The organism is Pseudomonas sp. HLS-6, from assembly GCF_002753995.1.
Lineage (GTDB): Bacteria > Pseudomonadota > Gammaproteobacteria > Pseudomonadales > Pseudomonadaceae > Aquipseudomonas > Aquipseudomonas defluvii.
This window is the reverse complement of the sequence record NZ_CP024478.1, coordinates 3446382-3465067: the sequence shown is the minus strand read 5'-3', so window position 1 is coordinate 3465067 and position 18686 is coordinate 3446382. Positions and strand designations below refer to the sequence as shown.

General features: G+C 57.7%; 16 protein-coding genes. 13 read left to right on the top strand and 3 right to left on the bottom strand.

Annotated elements, in window-relative coordinates:
• Window positions 1–46 precede the first annotated feature (46 nt).
• The 6 genes from CS390_RS16160 (at window position 47) to CS390_RS16135 (ending at window position 6840) form a co-directional block, all read left to right on the top strand.
• Window positions 47–226 carry a hypothetical protein gene (locus CS390_RS16160; RefSeq protein ID WP_157767149.1) on the top strand — a complete coding sequence of 60 codons (180 nt, stop codon included), beginning with the start codon at window positions 47–49 and terminating at the stop codon, window positions 224–226.
• Between the two features lie 73 nt (window positions 227–299).
• On the top strand, window positions 300–2843 hold the full coding sequence (locus CS390_RS16155) for a hypothetical protein (RefSeq protein ID WP_099775330.1): 2544 nt from the start codon (window positions 300–302) through the stop codon (window positions 2841–2843).
• Between the two features lies 1 nt (window position 2844).
• Window positions 2845–3183: a hypothetical protein gene (locus tag CS390_RS16150; RefSeq protein ID WP_065760230.1), complete on the top strand. Its 339-nt coding sequence runs from the start codon at window positions 2845–2847 to the stop codon at window positions 3181–3183.
• Window positions 3173–4801: a phage terminase large subunit gene (gene terL, locus CS390_RS16145; RefSeq protein ID WP_099775329.1), complete on the top strand. Its 1629-nt coding sequence runs from the start codon at window positions 3173–3175 to the stop codon at window positions 4799–4801. The genes CS390_RS16150 and terL overlap by 11 nt, the downstream gene beginning before the upstream one ends.
• Window positions 4802–4825: 24 nt before the next feature.
• Window positions 4826–6463: a hypothetical protein gene (locus CS390_RS16140; protein ID WP_099775328.1), complete on the top strand. Its 1638-nt coding sequence runs from the start codon at window positions 4826–4828 to the stop codon at window positions 6461–6463.
• Complete coding sequence (locus CS390_RS16135) at window positions 6460–6840, top strand: hypothetical protein (protein WP_099775327.1); 381 nt, start codon at window positions 6460–6462, stop codon at window positions 6838–6840. The genes CS390_RS16140 and CS390_RS16135 overlap by 4 nt, the downstream gene beginning before the upstream one ends.
• A 305-nt stretch (window positions 6841–7145) precedes the next feature.
• Here the strand turns inward: CS390_RS16135 and CS390_RS16130 are convergent, their stop codons facing one another.
• Window positions 7146–7637: a BCAM0308 family protein gene (locus CS390_RS16130; protein WP_099775326.1), complete on the bottom strand. Its 492-nt coding sequence runs from the start codon at window positions 7635–7637 to the stop codon at window positions 7146–7148.
• A gap of 134 nt (window positions 7638–7771) precedes the next feature.
• A complete protein-coding gene (locus tag CS390_RS16125) occupies window positions 7772–8314 on the bottom strand; it encodes an Hsp20/alpha crystallin family protein (protein ID WP_065760262.1) in 543 nt (180 codons plus the stop codon).
• Window positions 8315–8634: 320 nt separating this feature from the next.
• On the opposite strand from CS390_RS16125, the gene CS390_RS16120 reads away from it, so the two are divergent.
• The 7 genes from CS390_RS16120 to CS390_RS16090 all read left to right on the top strand — a co-directional run bounded on the left by CS390_RS16120 (window position 8635) and on the right by CS390_RS16090 (window position 17694).
• Window positions 8635–8940, top strand: coding sequence for a DUF6388 family protein (locus CS390_RS16120; RefSeq protein WP_099775325.1), 306 nt, complete (start codon window positions 8635–8637; stop codon window positions 8938–8940).
• Between the two features lie 252 nt (window positions 8941–9192).
• Complete coding sequence (gene tig, locus CS390_RS16115) at window positions 9193–10503, top strand: trigger factor (RefSeq protein ID WP_065761176.1); 1311 nt, start codon at window positions 9193–9195, stop codon at window positions 10501–10503.
• A gap of 91 nt (window positions 10504–10594) precedes the next feature.
• Entirely contained in the window at window positions 10595–11236 is a 642-nt protein-coding gene (gene clpP, locus CS390_RS16110; protein WP_065761177.1) for an ATP-dependent Clp endopeptidase proteolytic subunit ClpP, read from the top strand.
• Between the two features lie 105 nt (window positions 11237–11341).
• Complete coding sequence (gene clpX / locus CS390_RS16105) at window positions 11342–12625, top strand: ATP-dependent Clp protease ATP-binding subunit ClpX (protein WP_065761178.1); 1284 nt, start codon at window positions 11342–11344, stop codon at window positions 12623–12625.
• Window positions 12626–12776: 151 nt separating this feature from the next.
• Complete coding sequence (gene lon, locus CS390_RS16100; RefSeq protein WP_065761179.1) at window positions 12777–15173, top strand: endopeptidase La; 2397 nt, start codon at window positions 12777–12779, stop codon at window positions 15171–15173.
• A gap of 145 nt (window positions 15174–15318) precedes the next feature.
• On the top strand, window positions 15319–15591 hold the full coding sequence (locus tag CS390_RS16095; RefSeq protein WP_065761180.1) for an HU family DNA-binding protein: 273 nt from the start codon (window positions 15319–15321) through the stop codon (window positions 15589–15591).
• 231 nt (window positions 15592–15822) lie between these two features.
• Entirely contained in the window at window positions 15823–17694 is a 1872-nt protein-coding gene (locus CS390_RS16090; protein ID WP_099775324.1) for a SurA N-terminal domain-containing protein, read from the top strand.
• Window positions 17695–17882: 188 nt separating this feature from the next.
• On the opposite strand, the gene fabI is transcribed toward CS390_RS16090, so the two are convergent.
• Window positions 17883–18677 (bottom strand): enoyl-ACP reductase FabI, encoded by a 795-nt coding sequence (fabI, locus tag CS390_RS16085; protein ID WP_099775323.1) that lies wholly within the window; start codon window positions 18675–18677, stop codon window positions 17883–17885.
• Window positions 18678–18686: the final 9 nt, after the last annotated feature.

The following is an 18686-nucleotide window of genomic DNA, read 5'->3' as shown; positions in this document are numbered from 1 at the left end:
ACGCGCACTGATCTCGAATGCTCTGCAATAAGAAGGAGACCCACCAATGATGGAAAAACTTTCTAGCGCCGCGATTACGTTGTTGTTCCTGGCTGCTACAGGTGCGTGGTTCACGCATCTTTTTGTGTGTTTCACCGATGAGAAATGGGGCTTCCTTATCGCCGGCGCTATCTTTTTCCCGGTAGCTATCGTGCATGGCTTTGGGGTGTGGATAGGCGTTTGGTGATGCACTTCAAATAGTCGGGAAACCGACTGCCTCACCTCCATAGGCTTGCTCCCATCCCCCAAGGAGCAAGCCCATGCGCCCCGAATGTATCCAGGCCGTCACTCAGGCGATTGGTCGATCCCTTACCCAAGCTGAAATACAAGGCATCGAAAACCGCGTTCGCCGGAACATGAAACAACTGTCGCATACCGATCCGGCCTGGCAGTCCAAGACAGCCGCTGACCGCCTGAACGAAGCCGCCACCAAATCCGCCAAGGATCTGGTGGCCGAAGCCGACCTCAAGAAGAAGCGCGTTGCACTGACGATCCTGGCTCACGATCGCATCGAGAGCTATATGAAGCGCTTCCCTGGCCAGCCGCTAGAAGGGCTCGACCGGTTGTTGGCGTTCTCCAGCGACGGCAAGAGTGGTATCCAGTCCATTGAGTCAGCCACACGCGCAATCCGTGACGACGCATTGAGCAACATGCTTGATGTCATCGATGTGACCAAAGGCAAGTTCATGGGCCTGTTCCAGGACGAGGCCGGCAACCTTGCCTTGGTGCGCGAGCTGCACGGGCAAGATTCTGGCAATGCTGCTGCCAAGGTTGCGGCCAAGCAGTTTGCCGACACTGCAGAGCAACTGCGCCAGCGTTTCAACCGCTCAGGTGGCGATGTTGGCCAGCTGGATGACTGGGCGATGCCGCGTGACCATTCGCAAATCAAGGTATCTAAGGATCAGGCCAAGTGGGTGGGTGACCACCTCAAATGGGCGAACCGTGCCAAGTACATGAATGAAGACGGCACGCCCATGAATGACCAGCAGCTGACAGAGTTCTTGAATCATGCCTGGCAGACGCTGGCCACCGGTGGTACCAACAAGATGGAGCCCGGCAACGTCGCCGGTAATGGCATGCGCGCCAACCGTGGCAGCGAGTCGCGGCAGATCCACTATAAGGACGCTGAAAGCTTCATCGCCGCACAGCAGGCCTATGGCGACAAGAACCTCTTGGAACTTCTGATCGGCCACATTGATCGCGCCGCCCGCGATATCTCCCTGGTCGAAGCCCTAGGCCCGAACCCAAACAACCAGATGCGCTACTTCCTCGATGCTGGCCAGAAGGCTACCGACGAGATGCGGCCGAAGGATGCAACGTCAACCGCCAAGCAGCGCAAGAAGATTGAATACCTATATGAGGAAGTGGCTGGCACCCGCGAACCGCCAGCGTCGGCAGCCATTGCCAACGGCTTCGATACCTACCGCGCCCTTAACGTTGCCAGCCGATTGGGTTCGGCGGTCATCACCAGTGTTACCGACCAGGGAACGCTGGGCCTCACTGCATCCATGAACGGTATGCCGGTGATGAAGGTGTTCGAGAACGAGCTACGCATGCTCAATCCGGCTGACGCTACCGATCGGCGACTGGCGCAGCGTGCAGGTCTTGGCCTGAATCAGATGATCGGCAGCCTGAACCGCTGGGGGGCTGACGGCCTTGGGACCACTGAGCAGATATCGGGCCGAGTAGCCAAGTTCTCACAGACCGCTGCCAGCAAGGTGATGCAGGTCTCAGGCATGAACGCCATGACTGCCGGCGCCCAGCGTGCGTTTGGTGCCGTGATGATGGACACGATAGGGGATATGTCGCGCCGTTTCCAAACCATCGCCAGCATGGACCCGGCCGACAGCAAGCGGCTACTTGGTCAGGGTGTAACTGAAACTGACTGGGCTGTCTGGCGCCTTGCGCAGCCGGAGGACTGGCGTGGCTCAGGAGACACGGTGCTGACGTCGGGCAGTATCTACCGCATACCGGACGCCGACCTGGTGCAACTAGCACGCCAGCTCAAGACCACACCGCAGCGCCTCAAGGATCAGGCCGCCACCAAGTTGCTCGGTACCGTGCTGGACGAAACCAACATGGCCATCATCGAGCCGGGCGCACGCGAAAAAGCGTTCATGCACGGCGGCGTGCAGCGTGGGACGGTCAAGGGCGAGATGACGCGCTCGTTCTGGCAGTTCAAAAGCTTTTCTATTGCCATGATGATGCGCCACTTCAAGCGCGCCATGGCCCAAGAAACCGGCTGGGGTAAGGCCGGGTACATGGCTGCGCTGATGGCCAGTACCACGGTACTTGGCGGTATGGCCATTCAGCTCAATGAAATTGCCAGTGGGCGCGACCCCAAGAATATGCTGGATGACGGCGTGTTGGGGGTGCCTGGCCTTCGTTTCGGTGCCGCCGCATTCCTGAAGGGTGGTTCGCTCGGCCTGTACGGCGACTTCCTATTCAGCAACCAGACGCAGATGGGAACCTCATTCGTTGCTTCAATATTTGGGCCAATCGCTGGTGACATCGATTCCATCGCGAACCTGAAAGGCAGTGCCACGGAAGGCGACGTCGACAAGGTTGGCGGCAACCTGGTCCGTCTGCTGAAGAGCCACACACCAGCGGCAAACCTTTGGTACACCAAGGCCGCAACTGACCACATGATCTTTCACCAGCTGCAGGAGTATTTCTCCCCTGGCTATCTGCGCAACATGCGCCGCCGCGCGCGCAAGGACTTTGGCCAGCAGTTCTGGTGGGAGCCTGGCGAAGCAACTCCAGATCGCGGCCCAAGCCTTGGCGCAGCTGTAGGGGGGCGCTGATATGCGTGACGATCAAATCACCCGTCTGCAGGCGCTCAGCGAACGCTTGGGCGAGGTCGTTATCACCGAAGTAGATCCGCATAACTGGCCGGGAGCCGAGAAACCCCCGGCTGAACTCACCCAGCAGGAGCGCGGCGACCGGTACTGGTGCAAGAAAAACGCCGCCGCCACCATGACCCTGCTTCTGAAGGTTGTGAACATCGCCGGCGTGATGAACCGGCAGAAGCCGGCGCCAGACGCTGGCCATGCTGTAGACGAACTGGAAGGCGAGTTGGCGGCCGCTGAGCGCGAAGCCCAGGCGATAATCGAGAAGATGCAGCGAAGCGGTAATGTCCACTGAGCCCGAGAAGAAAGTCAGCCTACTGGTTTTCTTCATGCTGTGGGCACGGCGCATGCGGTGGGATGTGCCGGTTATCCACGTTCGCGCACTGATATGGCTGGAGGCTAAAGGGCCTCTGGCCGTTTTGCGTTGTTTCCGGGGCTTCGGTAAGTCGACCCTGTTGGCTATCTATAACGCCTGGCTGTACTACAAGAACCCCACATTCCGAATCCTGCACCAGTCGGAGTCAGACCCGACTGCCTACAAGACCAGTCGTGACACGCAAAACGTAATCCGGAACCATCCATTGACCCGCCACCTTCTGCCACCCAACCAGGGCACGGTGGAGCAGTGGTGGGTGGACGGCGCGGCTGACTTTCGGAACGCCAGCATGTTCGCCAAGGGCATCCTGTCGAACGTCACGTCCGCACGGGCCGACGAGTGCCAGAACGACGACGTTGAGGTACCACGGAACATTCAGACGCCTGAGGCCCGGGAAAAGCTTCGGTACCGCCTGGGCGAGCAAACGCACATTCTGGTACCGGGCGGCAGCAAACTGTACATCGGCACCCCGCATACGCACGACAGTCTGTATGACGAGGTCGAGAGCATGGGCGCCGACTGTCTGACCATCCGTATGTTCGATCAGGAGCATCGGATAGAGGACGCCAAGGAGAACGCCTACGACGTGCCATTTGTGCCAGAAGTGGTGTTCTCTGGTATCGGCAAGCACGCGCGGGTACTGGTGGTTGGCAAGGACTACCAATTAACCAAAACCGGTATTGCCTTCTTTACACCACCCTGCACGTTGGTCGATTGCTATGCCGGTAGTGCTTGGCCTGAGCGGTTCGACATGGCCACGCTGGAGACGCGCCGCCGCGAAACCCGGACCATCAACGAATGGGACAGCCAGTATCAGCTGCACAGCAAGCCGGTTACCGAGGTTCGTCTCGACCCGGCTCGGATGATCCCGTATGACCTGGAACCGGAGATCCGCTACGCCAACGGCGCCTGCGCCATGTATCTGGGCAGCACGCAAATCGTCGGCGCTGCAGCGTACTGGGACTGCTCGCTAGGCAAGATCAAGTCCGACGCATCGGCCTTCTCGCTGATTCTGACCGATGCCCGTGGCCAACTCTATTGGCAAGTGTGCAAAGGCCTGGAAGGCGAGATCGCCGAATTCGACGAGCGCACTGAGAAGATCACCGGCGGTCAGGTAAAGCAGGTCCGCGACTTGGTCATCAAGTACCAGATCACCCGGGTGGTGGTTGAGACCAACGGGCCGGGCGGCTTTGTGCCGACCATCCTGCGCCAGGCTCTCAGGGGCACAGGCTGCGGGGTAGGGGAGGAGCACAGCAGTACCAACAAACAGAAACGCATCCTCGATGCCCTCGAGTCGCCGCTGTCGGCGCGCTTCCTGTGGGCGCACGTCGATGTGCTGCGCGGCCCGCTGTGGGACCAGATGCGCGACTTCAACCCAGCGCTTACCGACCAGGACGACGATTACCTCGATTCCGGATCTGGCGCCATTGCACAGACCCCCGTACGCATTGGCCGAATAGTCGGGAAACCGACAGAGGCTCGGCGGGACGATTGGCGCACTAATGCGGGCGTGCACGAGGTGCAGGTCGACTACTGAGCCCGCGATTCAAAGGGGCCAACCATGTCAGTTCAACCCGGAGTCACCTACAAGCGCTACGCCGCCAACGGCGTGACCACCGTTTTTACCATCCCGTTCCTGCTACTGGATGCGAGCGATCTACAGATCACCCTGGATGGTGTTCTGGTCACCTCGGGTTTCACGTTGACCAACATTGGAAACCCGACCAGCACTTGTACTTTCACGGCGCCGCCGACTGGGGATCTGCTATTCCAGCAGATGATCCCCTTCCAGCGATTGAACGATTACCAGATCAACGGTGATCTTCTATCTGAAACGGTAAACCGGGATCTAGACCGGCTCTGGCTGGCCATCAAACAGATCAACCGGGACAGCGGCCGGGCTTTCACGGTTAGCCCACTTGAGCCTGAAGGCATTCCGCCATTGCCTGTAAAGGGCTTGCGGGCCTCAAAGGTGTTGGCATTCGACGCCTTTGGCGACCCTGTGACGTCTAATCTCACGCTTGCACAAATAGAAGAACAACCGGCTTTGGCTGTCGAGTCTGCCCAGGCAGCGGCCGCTTCTGCTATTGCTGCATCATCTTCAGAAAGCTCTGCAAGTTCTTCGGCAGCAGCGGCAGCAGCCTCGGCGGCATCAGTTGATGGTCGTGCGGGACGATTCTTTGGTGAGGTAGTCATGTTGCCGAACCGCAACAGCTCGCCAAACGGGGTTATCAAGGCGGATGGTCAACTGATCAGTAATGCCTTGGCGCAATATCCTGCTGCGGTTGCTGATCTGCAAAGCGGTACACCAAGCGTTCCAGTAACCACGCCAGCGCTCTGGCTATCTGACCCAACCAAGCGACTCTGCTGGGCTTATGACAGCGTGGCAAACCAGATCCGTGTGCCGGACTGGAACGGAAAGTCGGCTGGGTCTTTGGGACCGGCGTTCTTCCGTGGCGACGGTAGTCTTGGGTTTGCTACAGGCACGCTGCGTCAAGATCAGATTCAAAATATAAGCGGCACATTGCTCGGACGTGGCTACGTCACGGTTGGGGGGAATGGTGCCCTGTTAAGTGGTAGCGGGGCCTTTAGCGTTGAATCTAAAGGTGGGCCGTCTGCGGTGTCTTTGGGGACATTAGGCGGATCTAACGCTAACGCAGATTTGGCTACGTTCAATGCCTCCTTGGTAGCGCGTACTGGTACAGAGACGTTCCCAACACACGGCGTTGGTGTATGGGGTGTGGTGCTGTTCGGTTCGGTAAGTAACCCAGGGCTTGCCGATGCAGCCGTATTGGCAACCAGCTACGCTAACCAACAGGCGCAGCTCAACGCGCTGGATGCTGCAACCGGGTTTGCTTACGTCTACTTCAATGGTGGTTCAGAGGGTTCGCCGGTAAACGTTGCAATTAACTCTCGGTACGAGGTGGCCAATCCGTTTGGCGATCATCCGGTAATTTGCGTTCCGCAGTTCTTGTATAACGGCGAATGGGAAACCTGTACTCCTGCTGAGTTTGGAACCACTACGGCCTCCTATGGCGTACTGGCCGCTGGTCGAAGAGATAAAATTGTTGCTCGAACAGGATCAGCCGGCCTTCTCATTAACACGCCTATCGGGCAGCTCATCACGACTCCGACTTATCCGGCGTCAACCCAAACAGCCCTGCCATGCAGGGCGCAGGTATGGAGGCTTAAGGGATGAATTTTCCGGTATATGCAAAGGTCGGTGAAAACTTTCAGCAGGTCGGCGGTGATTGCCCTAGTGGGTATATTTTGATGGTCGGTGCTCGTCCCGAGGATGATCGCGCTGCTGAGTATGTCGCCATGGCTGACGGCACATGGGCCATTGATCCAATGATTGCCTACCGCGCTGCCGTTGAGATTGAAACGGCCTGGCGTTCGGCTGAGTTGCTGGTGGTTGCTGATCAGCTGTTGCGCATCGAGGACGGTGACCCTGCAGCGCTATCTGGTAATGATCGCCAGTGGCGTGACTATCGCATCCAGTTACGTGCCTGGGCGGAGGGGGCCGATCATTTTCCTGATGCAGCTTATCGTCCGGTGCGACCGGTTGCAGCTTGATATAGTTGTGCCTGTGGCGATCACCTAAGACCCCCAGCGGTGATTTTTTAGTACAGTTTCTAGTACAGCTACTGCCTTCTACCCATGGTGCGACCAGTAAATGCTGGTGATTTCTTGATAAATTCGGATCTCTTCGTCCGCACCATCTAAGCGTTTGTTTTTAAAGGCGTTTTTCAAGATTTCCCTTCAAATGGGAGCGTTTTGGGAACACTTTGGGAATGAACAGGCAAAAAGGGCAGCCCATGTGGCTGCCCTTTGTCGTTTCTGACTGCTGATTTTTACTTCTGGGTTTGATCTTTGCCGAATCAGTCTCGACGCCAGTCCACGCTGAGGTAGAACTCGCTGTCGCTGTAGCGATAACTGGTGTCTCCGTCGTAAGCAGCTTCCAGGTCGTGGCCGATGCGATTGGCCAGGTGCAGGCCGGTCGTGGTAACCAGAACCTCATCGCCATCCTCTGTTACATCAATCAGTCGTTCCAAGGCGTGCTCGGCCTTTTCCCTTGCTTCTGTATTGCGGACAAGATGAACAAGTTCCTCGCGGTGCTTTTGCAGAAATGCTCCTGCCAGCCGCACTTGGCCCGCTACTGCGCGATCGGCGATACGCCTGCAGGCCGGGCAGACAAAATTTTCGACTGAAACGTGGGGCGCATCAGCATGCCATGACCACTGACCTGCATGGTATTTGGCGCCACATTCCGGACATTGCGCTGAGCCACCAGGTCGGTGCGCTTCCAGGTATGGATCTGTTTTGTCTGTTTTGAACAGCTTGTCTTTCTGGCTGTGCTGGTATTTGTCCATTGCTGCTCTCCGATGCGTACTGAGGTGCAGCGGTCGGTGACGCATCAAGAATCGAGGTGGTTGCCCTGTTAGGGTCTGTGGCATTTTCCCAGACGCCCCTTGCCGTGGGCGCGACAAGGGGCAAGGGTGCAGCATCAGCTGCTTTTAATGGGCACGACCTTTTCTGGCTTGATGGCTTCAGGCTTTTTCGGTAGCGATATGGTCAATATGCCTTTACTGAAGCTGGCTTCGATTTTGTCGGCGTCGACCTCTTTGGGCAGGTTGAATACCCGTTCAAACGAGCCATAGTGGCGCTCGGAGAGGTAGTAGCCCTTTCTTTTCTCTTCCTTGTCTTCTTTCTTTTCGCCTTTGATGATCAGGCTGCCATTGGACAGTTTGACCTCGATGTTTTTTTCATCCATGCCGGGAAGTTCGGCCGTGATTTCGTAGCTTTTTTCTTTATCGGAAATGTCCACGGCGGGTACATTGCGGCTGATCAGTTCCCTGCGCCAGAAGGGTTCGGCGTCAAACAGGCCTCGGCCGAATGGGGTGGAAAGCGAGCCTCGGTTGAAATCCTCGAACAGGTGATCAACCTGCTGACGGAGTTTTTCGAAGGGGCGCCACATATCTGAGGTGGCCAAGTGCTGGCCGGGTTTTTCTTCTTGCTGGACCGGCATTTTTTTTACGGAGTTAGCCATTTTCATATCTCCTTTGCAGTGATTTTCGACAGTTGTTGTCTTTGTTTGCGCGGTGATTTGCCCGGAATATGGAGGGCGAGCCAGGCACTGGGGTTGGTGTGCGAGGGGCTGTCTTGATGCTCAGGTTTCAATTGAATCGCAAAAGGCCTGGCCGGGTTTGATCTGGATCAGATGAGCACTATCTGATCGTCTGCGTCGCAAAGACCTGTGGCGTCAAGGTATTCAGCGTGCGCACGGGTGGTGACAATGGCCTGAAAGCTGATAGATTTCAGGCGGTTGAGGTAGTGGTCGAGCTGTCGGCTGCAGGAAGGAAGAGCTATATGATCGCAAAAGAGTTCCGCCAGGCGGTTGCCCTGGAGCGTTTCGCCGAGGCCAATCCGCAGTTGCTGGCTGAAATTGCCCAGCTTAGCGAGCATGATCAGGCGCAACAGATCCAGTGGGCGTTCGAAGATGAAGCCGAGACGCAGGGGCTCCAGCCTTGGGAACTGGCGCTGCAGCTGATTGCAGCATCTCCCGAGGAGCTGCAGGCCATGCGCCTGGAAGTGCATCGTGAAGTGGCCGAGGCATTGGGCATGAGCTGGGAAGAGTACTGCGGGCTTAATGAGCTCGATGAAACTGCGCCGTGATGAGCGTCGTGTAGTGTTTTGAAAAGATTTGCCGAGGGTGTGGGCAAAATCGAGCACCGTTTCGTAGTGCCCGGCGCGCCTTGGTTTGCGGGTGTCTGGCCATTTTGGCCGATACCCCTTCATATAAAAGGACCGGTGTGGTTTCCCGTCGTCTTGAACGGGGTGACTTCTGGTGTTTGAGCTACTAGAATGCTTGCCCTTGATTCTGGAGTCGGGTATCGCCGGCTAACGTCTGTGCAACGAGGAATATCCATGCAAGTTTCTGTTGAAAATACTTCCGCTCTCGAGCGCCGCATGACCATCGGCGTTCCGGCCGAGCGCATCGAGACCGAAGTCAACAAGCGTCTGCAACAGACTGCCCGTCGCGCCAAGGTCCCAGGCTTCCGTCCTGGCAAAGTGCCTATGAGCGTGATTCGTCAGCGTTACGAAGACGCAGCACGTCAGGAAGCCCTGGGCGACCTGATCCAGGCCACGTTCTATGAAGCTGTGGTTGAGCAGAAGCTGAACCCTGCTGGCGCCCCTGCCGTCGAGCCAAAAGTGTTCGAAAAGGGCAAGGACCTGGAATACGTTGCCACCTTCGAAGTATTCCCTGAGTTCGCCGTTGCCGGTTTCGAGTCGATCGCCGTTGAGCGCCTGAGCGCCGAAGTGGCTGACGCCGACCTGGACAACATGCTGGAAGTACTGCGTAAGCAGAACGTCCGTTACGAAGTGGCAGAGCGCGCTGCTCAGAACGAAGACCAACTGAACATTGATTTCGTTGGCAAGATCGATGGCGAAGCCTTCGCCGGCGGTTCGGCCAAGGGCACTCAGCTGGTGCTGGGTTCCGGTCGCATGATCCCAGGCTTCGAAGAAGGTCTGGTCGGTGCCAAGGCCGGTGAAGAGCGCGTTCTGAACCTGACCTTCCCTGAGAACTACCAGAACCTGGACCTGGCCAACAAGGCTGCCGAGTTCACCGTTACCGTCAACAGCGTTTCCGAGCCCAAGCTGCCTGAGCTGACCGAAGAGTTCTTCGCCCAGTTCGGTATCAAGGAAGCCGGTGTCGATGGTTTCCGCGCCGAAGTTCGCAAGAACATGGAGCGTGAACTGCGTCAGGCGATCAAGACCAAGGTCAAGAATCAGGTAATGGACGGCCTGCTGGCTGCCAACCCGATCGAAGTACCAAAGGCCCTGCTGGAAAACGAAGTGAACCGCCTGCGCGTTCAAGCCGTTCAACAGTTCGGTGGCAACATCAAGCCAGAGCAACTGCCGGCTGAGCTGTTCGAAGAGCAAGCCAAGCGTCGCGTCGTGCTGGGCCTGATCGTCGCCGAAGTGGTCAAGCAGAACGAGCTGAAGCCGGACGAAGACCGCGTACGTGAGCTGATCCAGGAAATGGCTTCGGCCTACCAGGAGCCTGAGCAAGTCGTGGCGTGGTACTACAAGAACGACCAGCAACTGAACGAAGTCCGTTCGGTTGTGCTGGAAGAACAAGTTGTGGATACTGTTCTGCAGAAAGCGACTGTGACCGATAAATCGGTCTCTTACGAAGAAGCTGTCAAGCCGGCGCAAGCACCAACTGCCGACTGATTTCCTTTTCTCGTAGGAAAACACCATAAGCCAGCCTTCGTGCTGGCTTATGCGTATTCAAGACATGACTATTTGGGAGTGAGTGCAGGACATGTCCCGCAATTCTTATTATCAGCAGAGCTCTGACATCCAGGCCGCAGGCGGCCTGGTCCCGATGGTTATCGAGCAATCCGCTCGTGGCGAACGTGCCTACGATATTTATTCGCGCCTCTTGAAGGAGCGGATCATCTTCCTGGTTGGCCCGGTAGAGGACTACATGGCTAACCTGGTAGCGGCGCAGATGCTGTTCCTTGAAGCGGAAAACCCGGACAAGGATATCCATCTCTATATCAACTCGCCGGGTGGTTCGGTGACTGCGGGCATGTCGATCTACGACACCATGCAGTTCATCAAGCCAGACGTCTCCACCATCTGCATCGGCCAGGCCTGCAGCATGGGTGCGTTCCTGTTGGCCGGTGGTGCCAAGGGCAAGCGTCATTGCCTGCCGAACTCGCGGATGATGATTCACCAGCCGCTGGGTGGTTTCCAGGGTCAGGCGTCGGACATCGACATCCATGCCAAGGAAATTCTTTCGATCCGTTCGCGTCTGAACGAACTGCTGGCGTTCCACACCGGCCAGTCGATCGAAACCATCGAGCGTGACACCAACCGTGACAACTTCATGAGCGCTCAACGCGCTGCCGAGTACGGTCTGATCGACTCGGTGTTCGACAAGCGTCAAATGACTGCTTGATCGACTCAAAAGCAGGTGCTGGGCCCGCCCAGCCACCTGCGGACTTGAAAAAGCCCGCAATTGCCTTCATCTTGTGTTGCAAGCCTACCGGATTGGATCGATCGAATGACTGACACCCGTAACGGCGAGGACAACGGCAAATTGCTCTATTGCTCCTTCTGCGGCAAAAGCCAGCATGAAGTGCGCAAGTTGATTGCCGGCCCCTCGGTATTTATCTGCGACGAGTGCGTCGACCTGTGCAACGACATCATCCGTGAGGAGGTGCAGGAAGCCCAGGCCGAGAGCAGTGCGCATAAATTGCCTTCGCCGAAAGAAATCAGCGCCATCCTGGACCAGTACGTCATTGGTCAGGAGCGCGCGAAAAAGGTCTTGGCCGTAGCGGTGTACAACCACTACAAGCGCCTGAACCAACGCGACAAGAAAAACGACGACGTCGAACTTGGCAAGAGCAACATCCTGCTGATCGGCCCGACTGGTTCGGGCAAGACGCTGCTCGCTGAAACCTTGGCGCGCCTGCTGAATGTGCCGTTCACCATCGCCGATGCCACCACGCTGACTGAAGCGGGCTATGTCGGTGAGGATGTCGAGAACATCATTCAGAAGCTGTTGCAAAAGTGCGACTACGACGTCGAAAAAGCCCAGATGGGTATTGTCTACATCGACGAAATCGACAAGATTTCGCGTAAGTCGGACAACCCGTCGATTACCCGCGATGTGTCGGGTGAGGGCGTGCAGCAAGCGCTGCTCAAGCTGATCGAAGGCACGGTCGCTTCCGTTCCGCCGCAAGGTGGCCGCAAGCACCCGCAGCAGGAGTTCCTGCAGGTCGATACGCGCAACATCCTGTTTATCTGTGGCGGTGCGTTCTCTGGCCTGGAAAAAGTGATCCAGAGCCGTTCCACCCGCGGCGGCATCGGCTTCACTGCCGAAGTACGCAGCAAGCAGGAAGGCAAGAAGGTTGGCGAGTCGCTGCGTGAAGTCGAGCCGGACGATCTGGTCAAGTTTGGCCTGATCCCTGAGTTCGTCGGTCGTTTGCCCGTGTTGGCAACCCTCGACGAGCTGGATGAGGCTGCCTTGATGCAGATCCTGACCGAGCCAAAGAACGCCCTGACCAAGCAGTACGCCAAGTTGTTCGAGATGGAAGGCGTGGACCTGGAGTTCCGCAACGACGCGCTGCGTTCAGTTGCCCGCAAGGCACTGGAGCGCAAGACCGGCGCACGTGGCCTGCGTTCCATTCTCGAAGGCATCCTGCTCGACACCATGTACGAGATTCCTTCGCAGAAGGATGTCAGCAAGGTGGTGATCGACGAGAGTGTCATCGATGGTTCTTCGCAGCCGCTGTTGATCTATGAGAACAGCGAGCCGCAAGCCAAAGCTGCACCTGATGCCTGAGCCCTTCACCGGCTCGAATCAGCAAGGGGCCTTCGGGCCCCTTTGCTTTTCCTGTCGTAGAGCTTGTTTTTTTCCGGGGCTGCCCCCACATTAGGTTCAAGCTCAAATTCCATCGGTTTTACGGCCACAAGGCCGCTGTAGAGGCGAAATCATGAAGACAACCCTCGACTTGCCTCTTTTGCCATTGCGTGATGTTGTCGTCTATCCGCACATGGTTATCCCGCTGTTTGTGGGGCGCGAGAAGTCCATCGAGGCCCTCGAGGCCGCGATGACGGGCGAGAAGCAGATCCTCCTGCTGGCCCAGAAGAATCCAGCCGACGATGATCCAGGCGAAGACGCCCTGTATCGTGTGGGCACCATCGCTACCGTTCTGCAGCTGCTGAAACTGCCTGATGGCACCGTCAAGGTGCTGGTCGAGGGTGAGCAGCGTGGTGCTGTCGAGCGTTTCAACGAAGTTGACGGGCACATCCGTGCCGAAGTCGCACTGATCGACGAGTCGGAAGCCGCTGACCGCGAATCCGAAGTGTTCGTGCGCACGCTGCTGTCGCAGTTCGAGCAATATGTCCAGCTGGGCAAGAAAGTCCCGGCTGAAGTCCTGTCGTCGCTGAACAGCATCGATGAGCCGGGTCGTCTGGTCGACACCATGGCTGCACACATGGCGCTGAAAATCGAGCAGAAACAGGAAATCCTCGAAATCATCGACCTGGGTGCCCGGGTTGAGCATGTCCTGGCCTTGCTGGATGCCGAAATCGACCTGTTGCAGGTCGAGAAGCGCATCCGCGGCCGGGTCAAGAAACAAATGGAGCGCAGCCAGCGCGAGTACTACCTGAATGAGCAGATGAAGGCCATTCAGAAAGAGCTGGGCGATAGCGAAGAAGGTCACAACGAAGTCGAAGAGCTGAAAAAGCGCATCGACGAGGCGGGCCTGCCCAAGGATGCCTACGCCAAGGCGCAAGCCGAGCTGAACAAGCTCAAGCAGATGTCTCCGATGTCTGCTGAAGCGACCGTGGTGCGCTCCTATCTGGACTGGCTGGTTCAGGTACCGTGGAAAGCTCAGAGCAAGGTCCGCCTGGACCTGGCCAAGGCCGAAGAAATCCTCGATGCCGACCACTATGGCCTGGAAGAGGTCAAGGAGCGCATCCTTGAGTACCTTGCCGTACAGAAACGGGTCAAAAAGATCCGTGGTCCGGTGTTGTGCCTGGTGGGCCCGCCCGGTGTCGGTAAAACGTCCCTGGCGGAGTCGATCGCGGCTGCGACCAATCGCAAGTTCGTGCGCATGGCGCTGGGCGGCGTGCGTGACGAGGCCGAGATTCGTGGCCACCGGCGTACCTACATCGGCTCGATGCCGGGTCGCCTGATCCAGAAAATGACCAAGGTTGGTGTACGCAACCCACTGTTCCTGCTCGATGAAATCGACAAGATGGGCAGCGACATGCGTGGCGACCCGGCGTCGGCGCTGCTGGAAGTGCTGGATCCAGAGCAGAACCACAACTTCAACGATCACTACCTTGAGGTCGATTACGACCTGTCGGACGTGATGTTCCTCTGCACCTCGAACTCGATGAACATTCCACCAGCCCTGCTGGACCGTATGGAAGTCATCCGTTTGCCGGGGTACACCGAGGACGAAAAGATCAACATCGCTGTCAAGTACCTGGTGCCGAAGCAGATCAAGGCCAACGGCTTGAAGAAAGGCGAACTGGATATCGACACCACGGCGATTCGCGACATCATTCGCTACTACACCCGTGAAGCCGGTGTGCGTGGCCTTGAGCGTCAGATTGCCAAGGTTTGTCGCAAGGTGGTCAAGGAACACACCGGGCACAAGCAGGTGGCCGTCAAGGTGAGTGGCGATCAGCTCGAGCATTTCCTCGGCGTTCGCAAGTTCCGTTATGGTCTGGCTGAGCAGCAGGATCAGGTTGGCCAGGTTACGGGGCTGGCCTGGACTCAGGTGGGTGGCGAATTGCTGACCATCGAAGCGGCTGTGGTGCCAGGCAAGGGCCAGTTGATCAAGACCGGTTCGCTGGGCGATGTCATGGTTGAGTCGATCACCGCTGCACAGACCGTCGTCCGTAGCCGGGCCCGCAGCCTGGGTATTCCTGCAGACTTCCACGAGAAGCGTGACACCCATATCCACATGCCGGAAGGGGCCACGCCGAAGGACGGTCCAAGTGCAGGTATCGGTATGTGCACCGCGCTGGTGTCGGCACTGACCCAGATTCCGGTGCGTGCCGATGTGGCAATGACCGGTGAAATTACCCTGCGTGGTCAGGTATTGGCGATTGGTGGTTTGAAGGAAAAACTACTGGCCGCACACCGTGGCGGAATCAAGACGGTGATCATTCCGGAAGAGAATGTGCGGGATCTGAAAGAAATTCCTGAGAATATTAAGCGGGATCTGCAGATTAAACCCGTGAAATGGATTGACGAAGTCCTCCAAATTGCGCTGCAATACGCCCCGGAGCCCTTGCCAGATGTGGCTCCCGAGATTGTCGCAAAGGATGAAAAGCGCGACGGTGATTCCAAGGAAAGAATCAGCACGCATTAATACGTATTTGGTTGGGGGGCTTGGTTGGCGGCAGTTAGAGCCTTTGTTATAGGGCGGCACTTAAATGCCAACTGGCCACCCAGCATCGTTTTGCTTTGATTACATACTTAGAAACATACTCAATAGAGATATAAGGGGACTTAGAGTGAACAAGTCGGAACTGATTGACGCTATCGCTGCATCTGCTGACATCCCGAAAGCTGTAGCTGGCCGTGCGCTGGATGCAGTAATCGACTCCGTCACCGGCGCCCTGAAGGCAGGTGACTCGGTTGTACTGGTAGGCTTCGGCACGTTCTCCGTGACCGACCGTCCTGCGCGTACCGGCCGTAACCCGCAAACCGGTAAGACTCTGGAAATCCCTGCTGCCAAGAAGCCAGGCTTCAAAGCTGGCAAAGCACTGAAAGAAGCCGTCAACTAAGTCGCTTCTTTCGGGCTTACGCCTCGTCGAGTCAGGCCATGGCCTGGTTCGACAGCGAAGCGCAAAGGGGGCAAGCCTCTCGAGAGGCGTCTCCTCCGAAAGCTTAGATATCCGGCTTTCGACCGCTTCGCCAGCTACGAGAAGGCGCATCCTCGGATGCGCCTTTCTTCTATCAGGACTCTACCCACGCTCCGCGGTTGCTTTATCAGTACAACCGTTTCTGGGGGACGCATGCTGCAGAATATCAGGGACAATTCACAAGGTTGGATTGCCAAGACCATCATCGGTGTCATCGTAGCCTTGATGGCGCTGACCGGCGTCGATGCCATCTTCCAGGCCACCAGCCACAGCCAGGACGCTGCCAAGGTCAATGGCGATGCCATTAGCCAGAACGAGCTGAGCCAAGCGGTCGACATGCAACGTCGTCAGCTGATGCAACAGTTGGGCAAGGATTTCGACGCCTCCCTGTTGGATGAAAACATGTTGCGCGAAGCGGCACTCAAGGGGCTGATCGATCGCAAGTTGCTGCTTCAAGGGGCCCACGATGCCAAGTTCGCGTTCTCCGAAGCGGCGCTGGATCAACTGATCCTGCAGACGCCGGAGTTCCAGGTTGACGGCAAGTTCAGTGCCGAGCGCTTCGACCAGGTCATTCGGCAGATGGGTTACGGCCGTCTGCAGTTCCGCGAAATGCTGGCGCAGGAAATGCTCATTGGCCAACTGCGTACCGGCCTTGCCGGAAGCGGTTTTGTGACCGACTCGCAGGTTGAAGCATTCGCCCGTCTGGAAAAACAGACCCGTGACTTCGCCTCCATCACCTTCAAGGCAGATGTTGCTGCGAGCAAGGTGAGCGACGACGAGATCAAGGCTCACTACGACGCGCACGCCAAGGAGTTCATGAGCCCGGATCAAGTGGTCATCGACTACCTGGAGCTGAAGAAGTCCGCGTTCTTCGATCAGGTCAGTGTCAATGAAGATGAGCTTCAGGCGCTGTATGAGAAAGAAATTTCCGGCCTCGCCGAGCAGCGTCATGCCGCGCACATCCTCATCGAAGTCAACGACAAGGTGAATGAAGCGCAGGCCAAGGCTCGTATCGAAGAGATTCAACAGCGCCTGGCCAAAGGTGAAGACTTTGCCGCGCTGGCCAAGGAGTTTTCGCAGGACCCGGGCTCGGCCAGCAATGGCGGTGACCTCGGCTTTGCGGGTCAGGGCGTTTACGACCCGGCTTTCGAAGAGGCGCTGTACGCGCTGGACAAGGATCAAGTGTCGGCCCCGGTTCGTACCGACTACGGCTTTCACCTGATCAAGCTGTTGGGTGTGCAAGCACCTGAGGTGCCAAGTTTCGCCAGCCTGAAAGACAAGCTGACGCGAGAGTTGAAGACGCAGCAGGTCGAGCAGCGCTTTGTCGAGGCGACCAAGCAACTGGTTGACTCCGCATTCGAGGCCTCCGACCTGAGCCAGCCAGCTCAGGAGCTGGGCTTGAAGGTCAAGACGTCCGAGCCTTTCGGTCGTGAAGGTGGCGAAGGCGTGACGGCTAACCGTGCTGTGATTCAGGCGGCGTTCAGCCCTGAAGTCATGGAAGAGGGCGCTAACAGTTCGTCCATCGAGCTGGACCCTGAAACGGTCGTGGTCATTCGCGTCAAAGAGCATCGCAAGCCGGCCCAGCTGCCGCTGGAAGCGGTCGCCGACAGCATTCGCAAGCACCTGGCCAAGGAGCACGCCAGTGCTGCTGTGAAGGCTAAAGGCGAAGCCCTGATTGCCGGCCTGCGTGACGGCAAGATCGCGCCGACAGCGGCGTATGAGGGCCAGAGCTGGAAGGTACAGGAAGCAGTGACGCGTAATCAGGACGGTATTGATCCTGTAGAGCTGCAAGCCCTGTTCCGCATGGGCAAGCCTGAAGCCAAGGACAAGCCGCTCTTCGGCAGTGTCAGCCTGGCCGATGGCAGCTTCGTTGTACTGCGTCTGGATGGCGTCAACGAAGGTTCTGCGGCCACTGACGAAGAGAAGTCGGCCTACCGTCGCTTCCTGGCGTCGCGTGCTGGCCAGCAAGACTTTGCAGCCTACCGCAAGCAGTTGGAAGCCAAGGCGGACATCACTCGCTACTGAGTGACGTTCCTCTAGAGCAGCAACGGCAACCGACAAAGCCCCTGACCGAAAGGCCAGGGGCTTTTGTTTGGGGCAAGTGCCACGGCCTACAGCTTCCTGTGGGATGCAGGCTTGGCGTCTGTATCGTTGGCCCACAAATACAAACCCCCGCTAAAAAGCGGGGGTTTGTTTGCAACTACGGCTGTGGCTTACTCGGAGAGATCGCCCATGGCGGTGGTGTTGAAGCCGCCGTCTACGTACATGATTTCGCCGCTGATGCCCGACGCCAGGTCGGAGCAGAGGAAGGCGCCAGCGTTGCCGACTTCCTCGATGGTGACGTTACGACGCAGTGGGGTCTGGGCTTCGTTGGCAGCCAGCATCTTGCGGAAGCTCTTGATGCCGGAGGCAGCCAGTGTACGGATCGGGCCAGCGGAAACGGCGTTCACGCGGGTGCCCTCTGGGCCCAGGCTGCCGGCCAGGTAGCGTACGCCGGCTTCCAGGCTGGCCTTGGCCATGCCCATGACGTTGTAGTTCGGCATGGTGCGCTCTGCGCCCAGGTAGGACAGGGTCAGCAGGCTGCCATTACGGCCTTTCATCATTTCGCGACCGGCCTTGGCCAGGGCGACGAAGCTGTAGGCGCTGATGTCGTGGGCGATGCGGAAACCTTCGCGGGTGGTGACCTCGGTGAAGTCGCCATCCAGTTGGTCGCCCGGGGCGAAGCCAACCGAGTGCACGATGCAATCCAGGCCGTCCCACTTCTTGCTCAGTTCCTCGAAGACCTTGGCGATCTCTTCGTCGCTGGCAACGTCACAGGGGAAGCACAGCTCAGGGCTGGAGCCCCAGCCAGCGGCGAACTCTTCGACGCGGCCCTTGAGCTTTTCGTTCTGGTAGGTGAAGGCAAGTTCTGCGCCCTCGCGATGCATGGCGGCAGCAATACCGGATGCGATGGACAGTTTGCTTGCGACACCGACGATCAGTACGCGCTTACCGGCGAGAAAACCCATGTGTTGTTC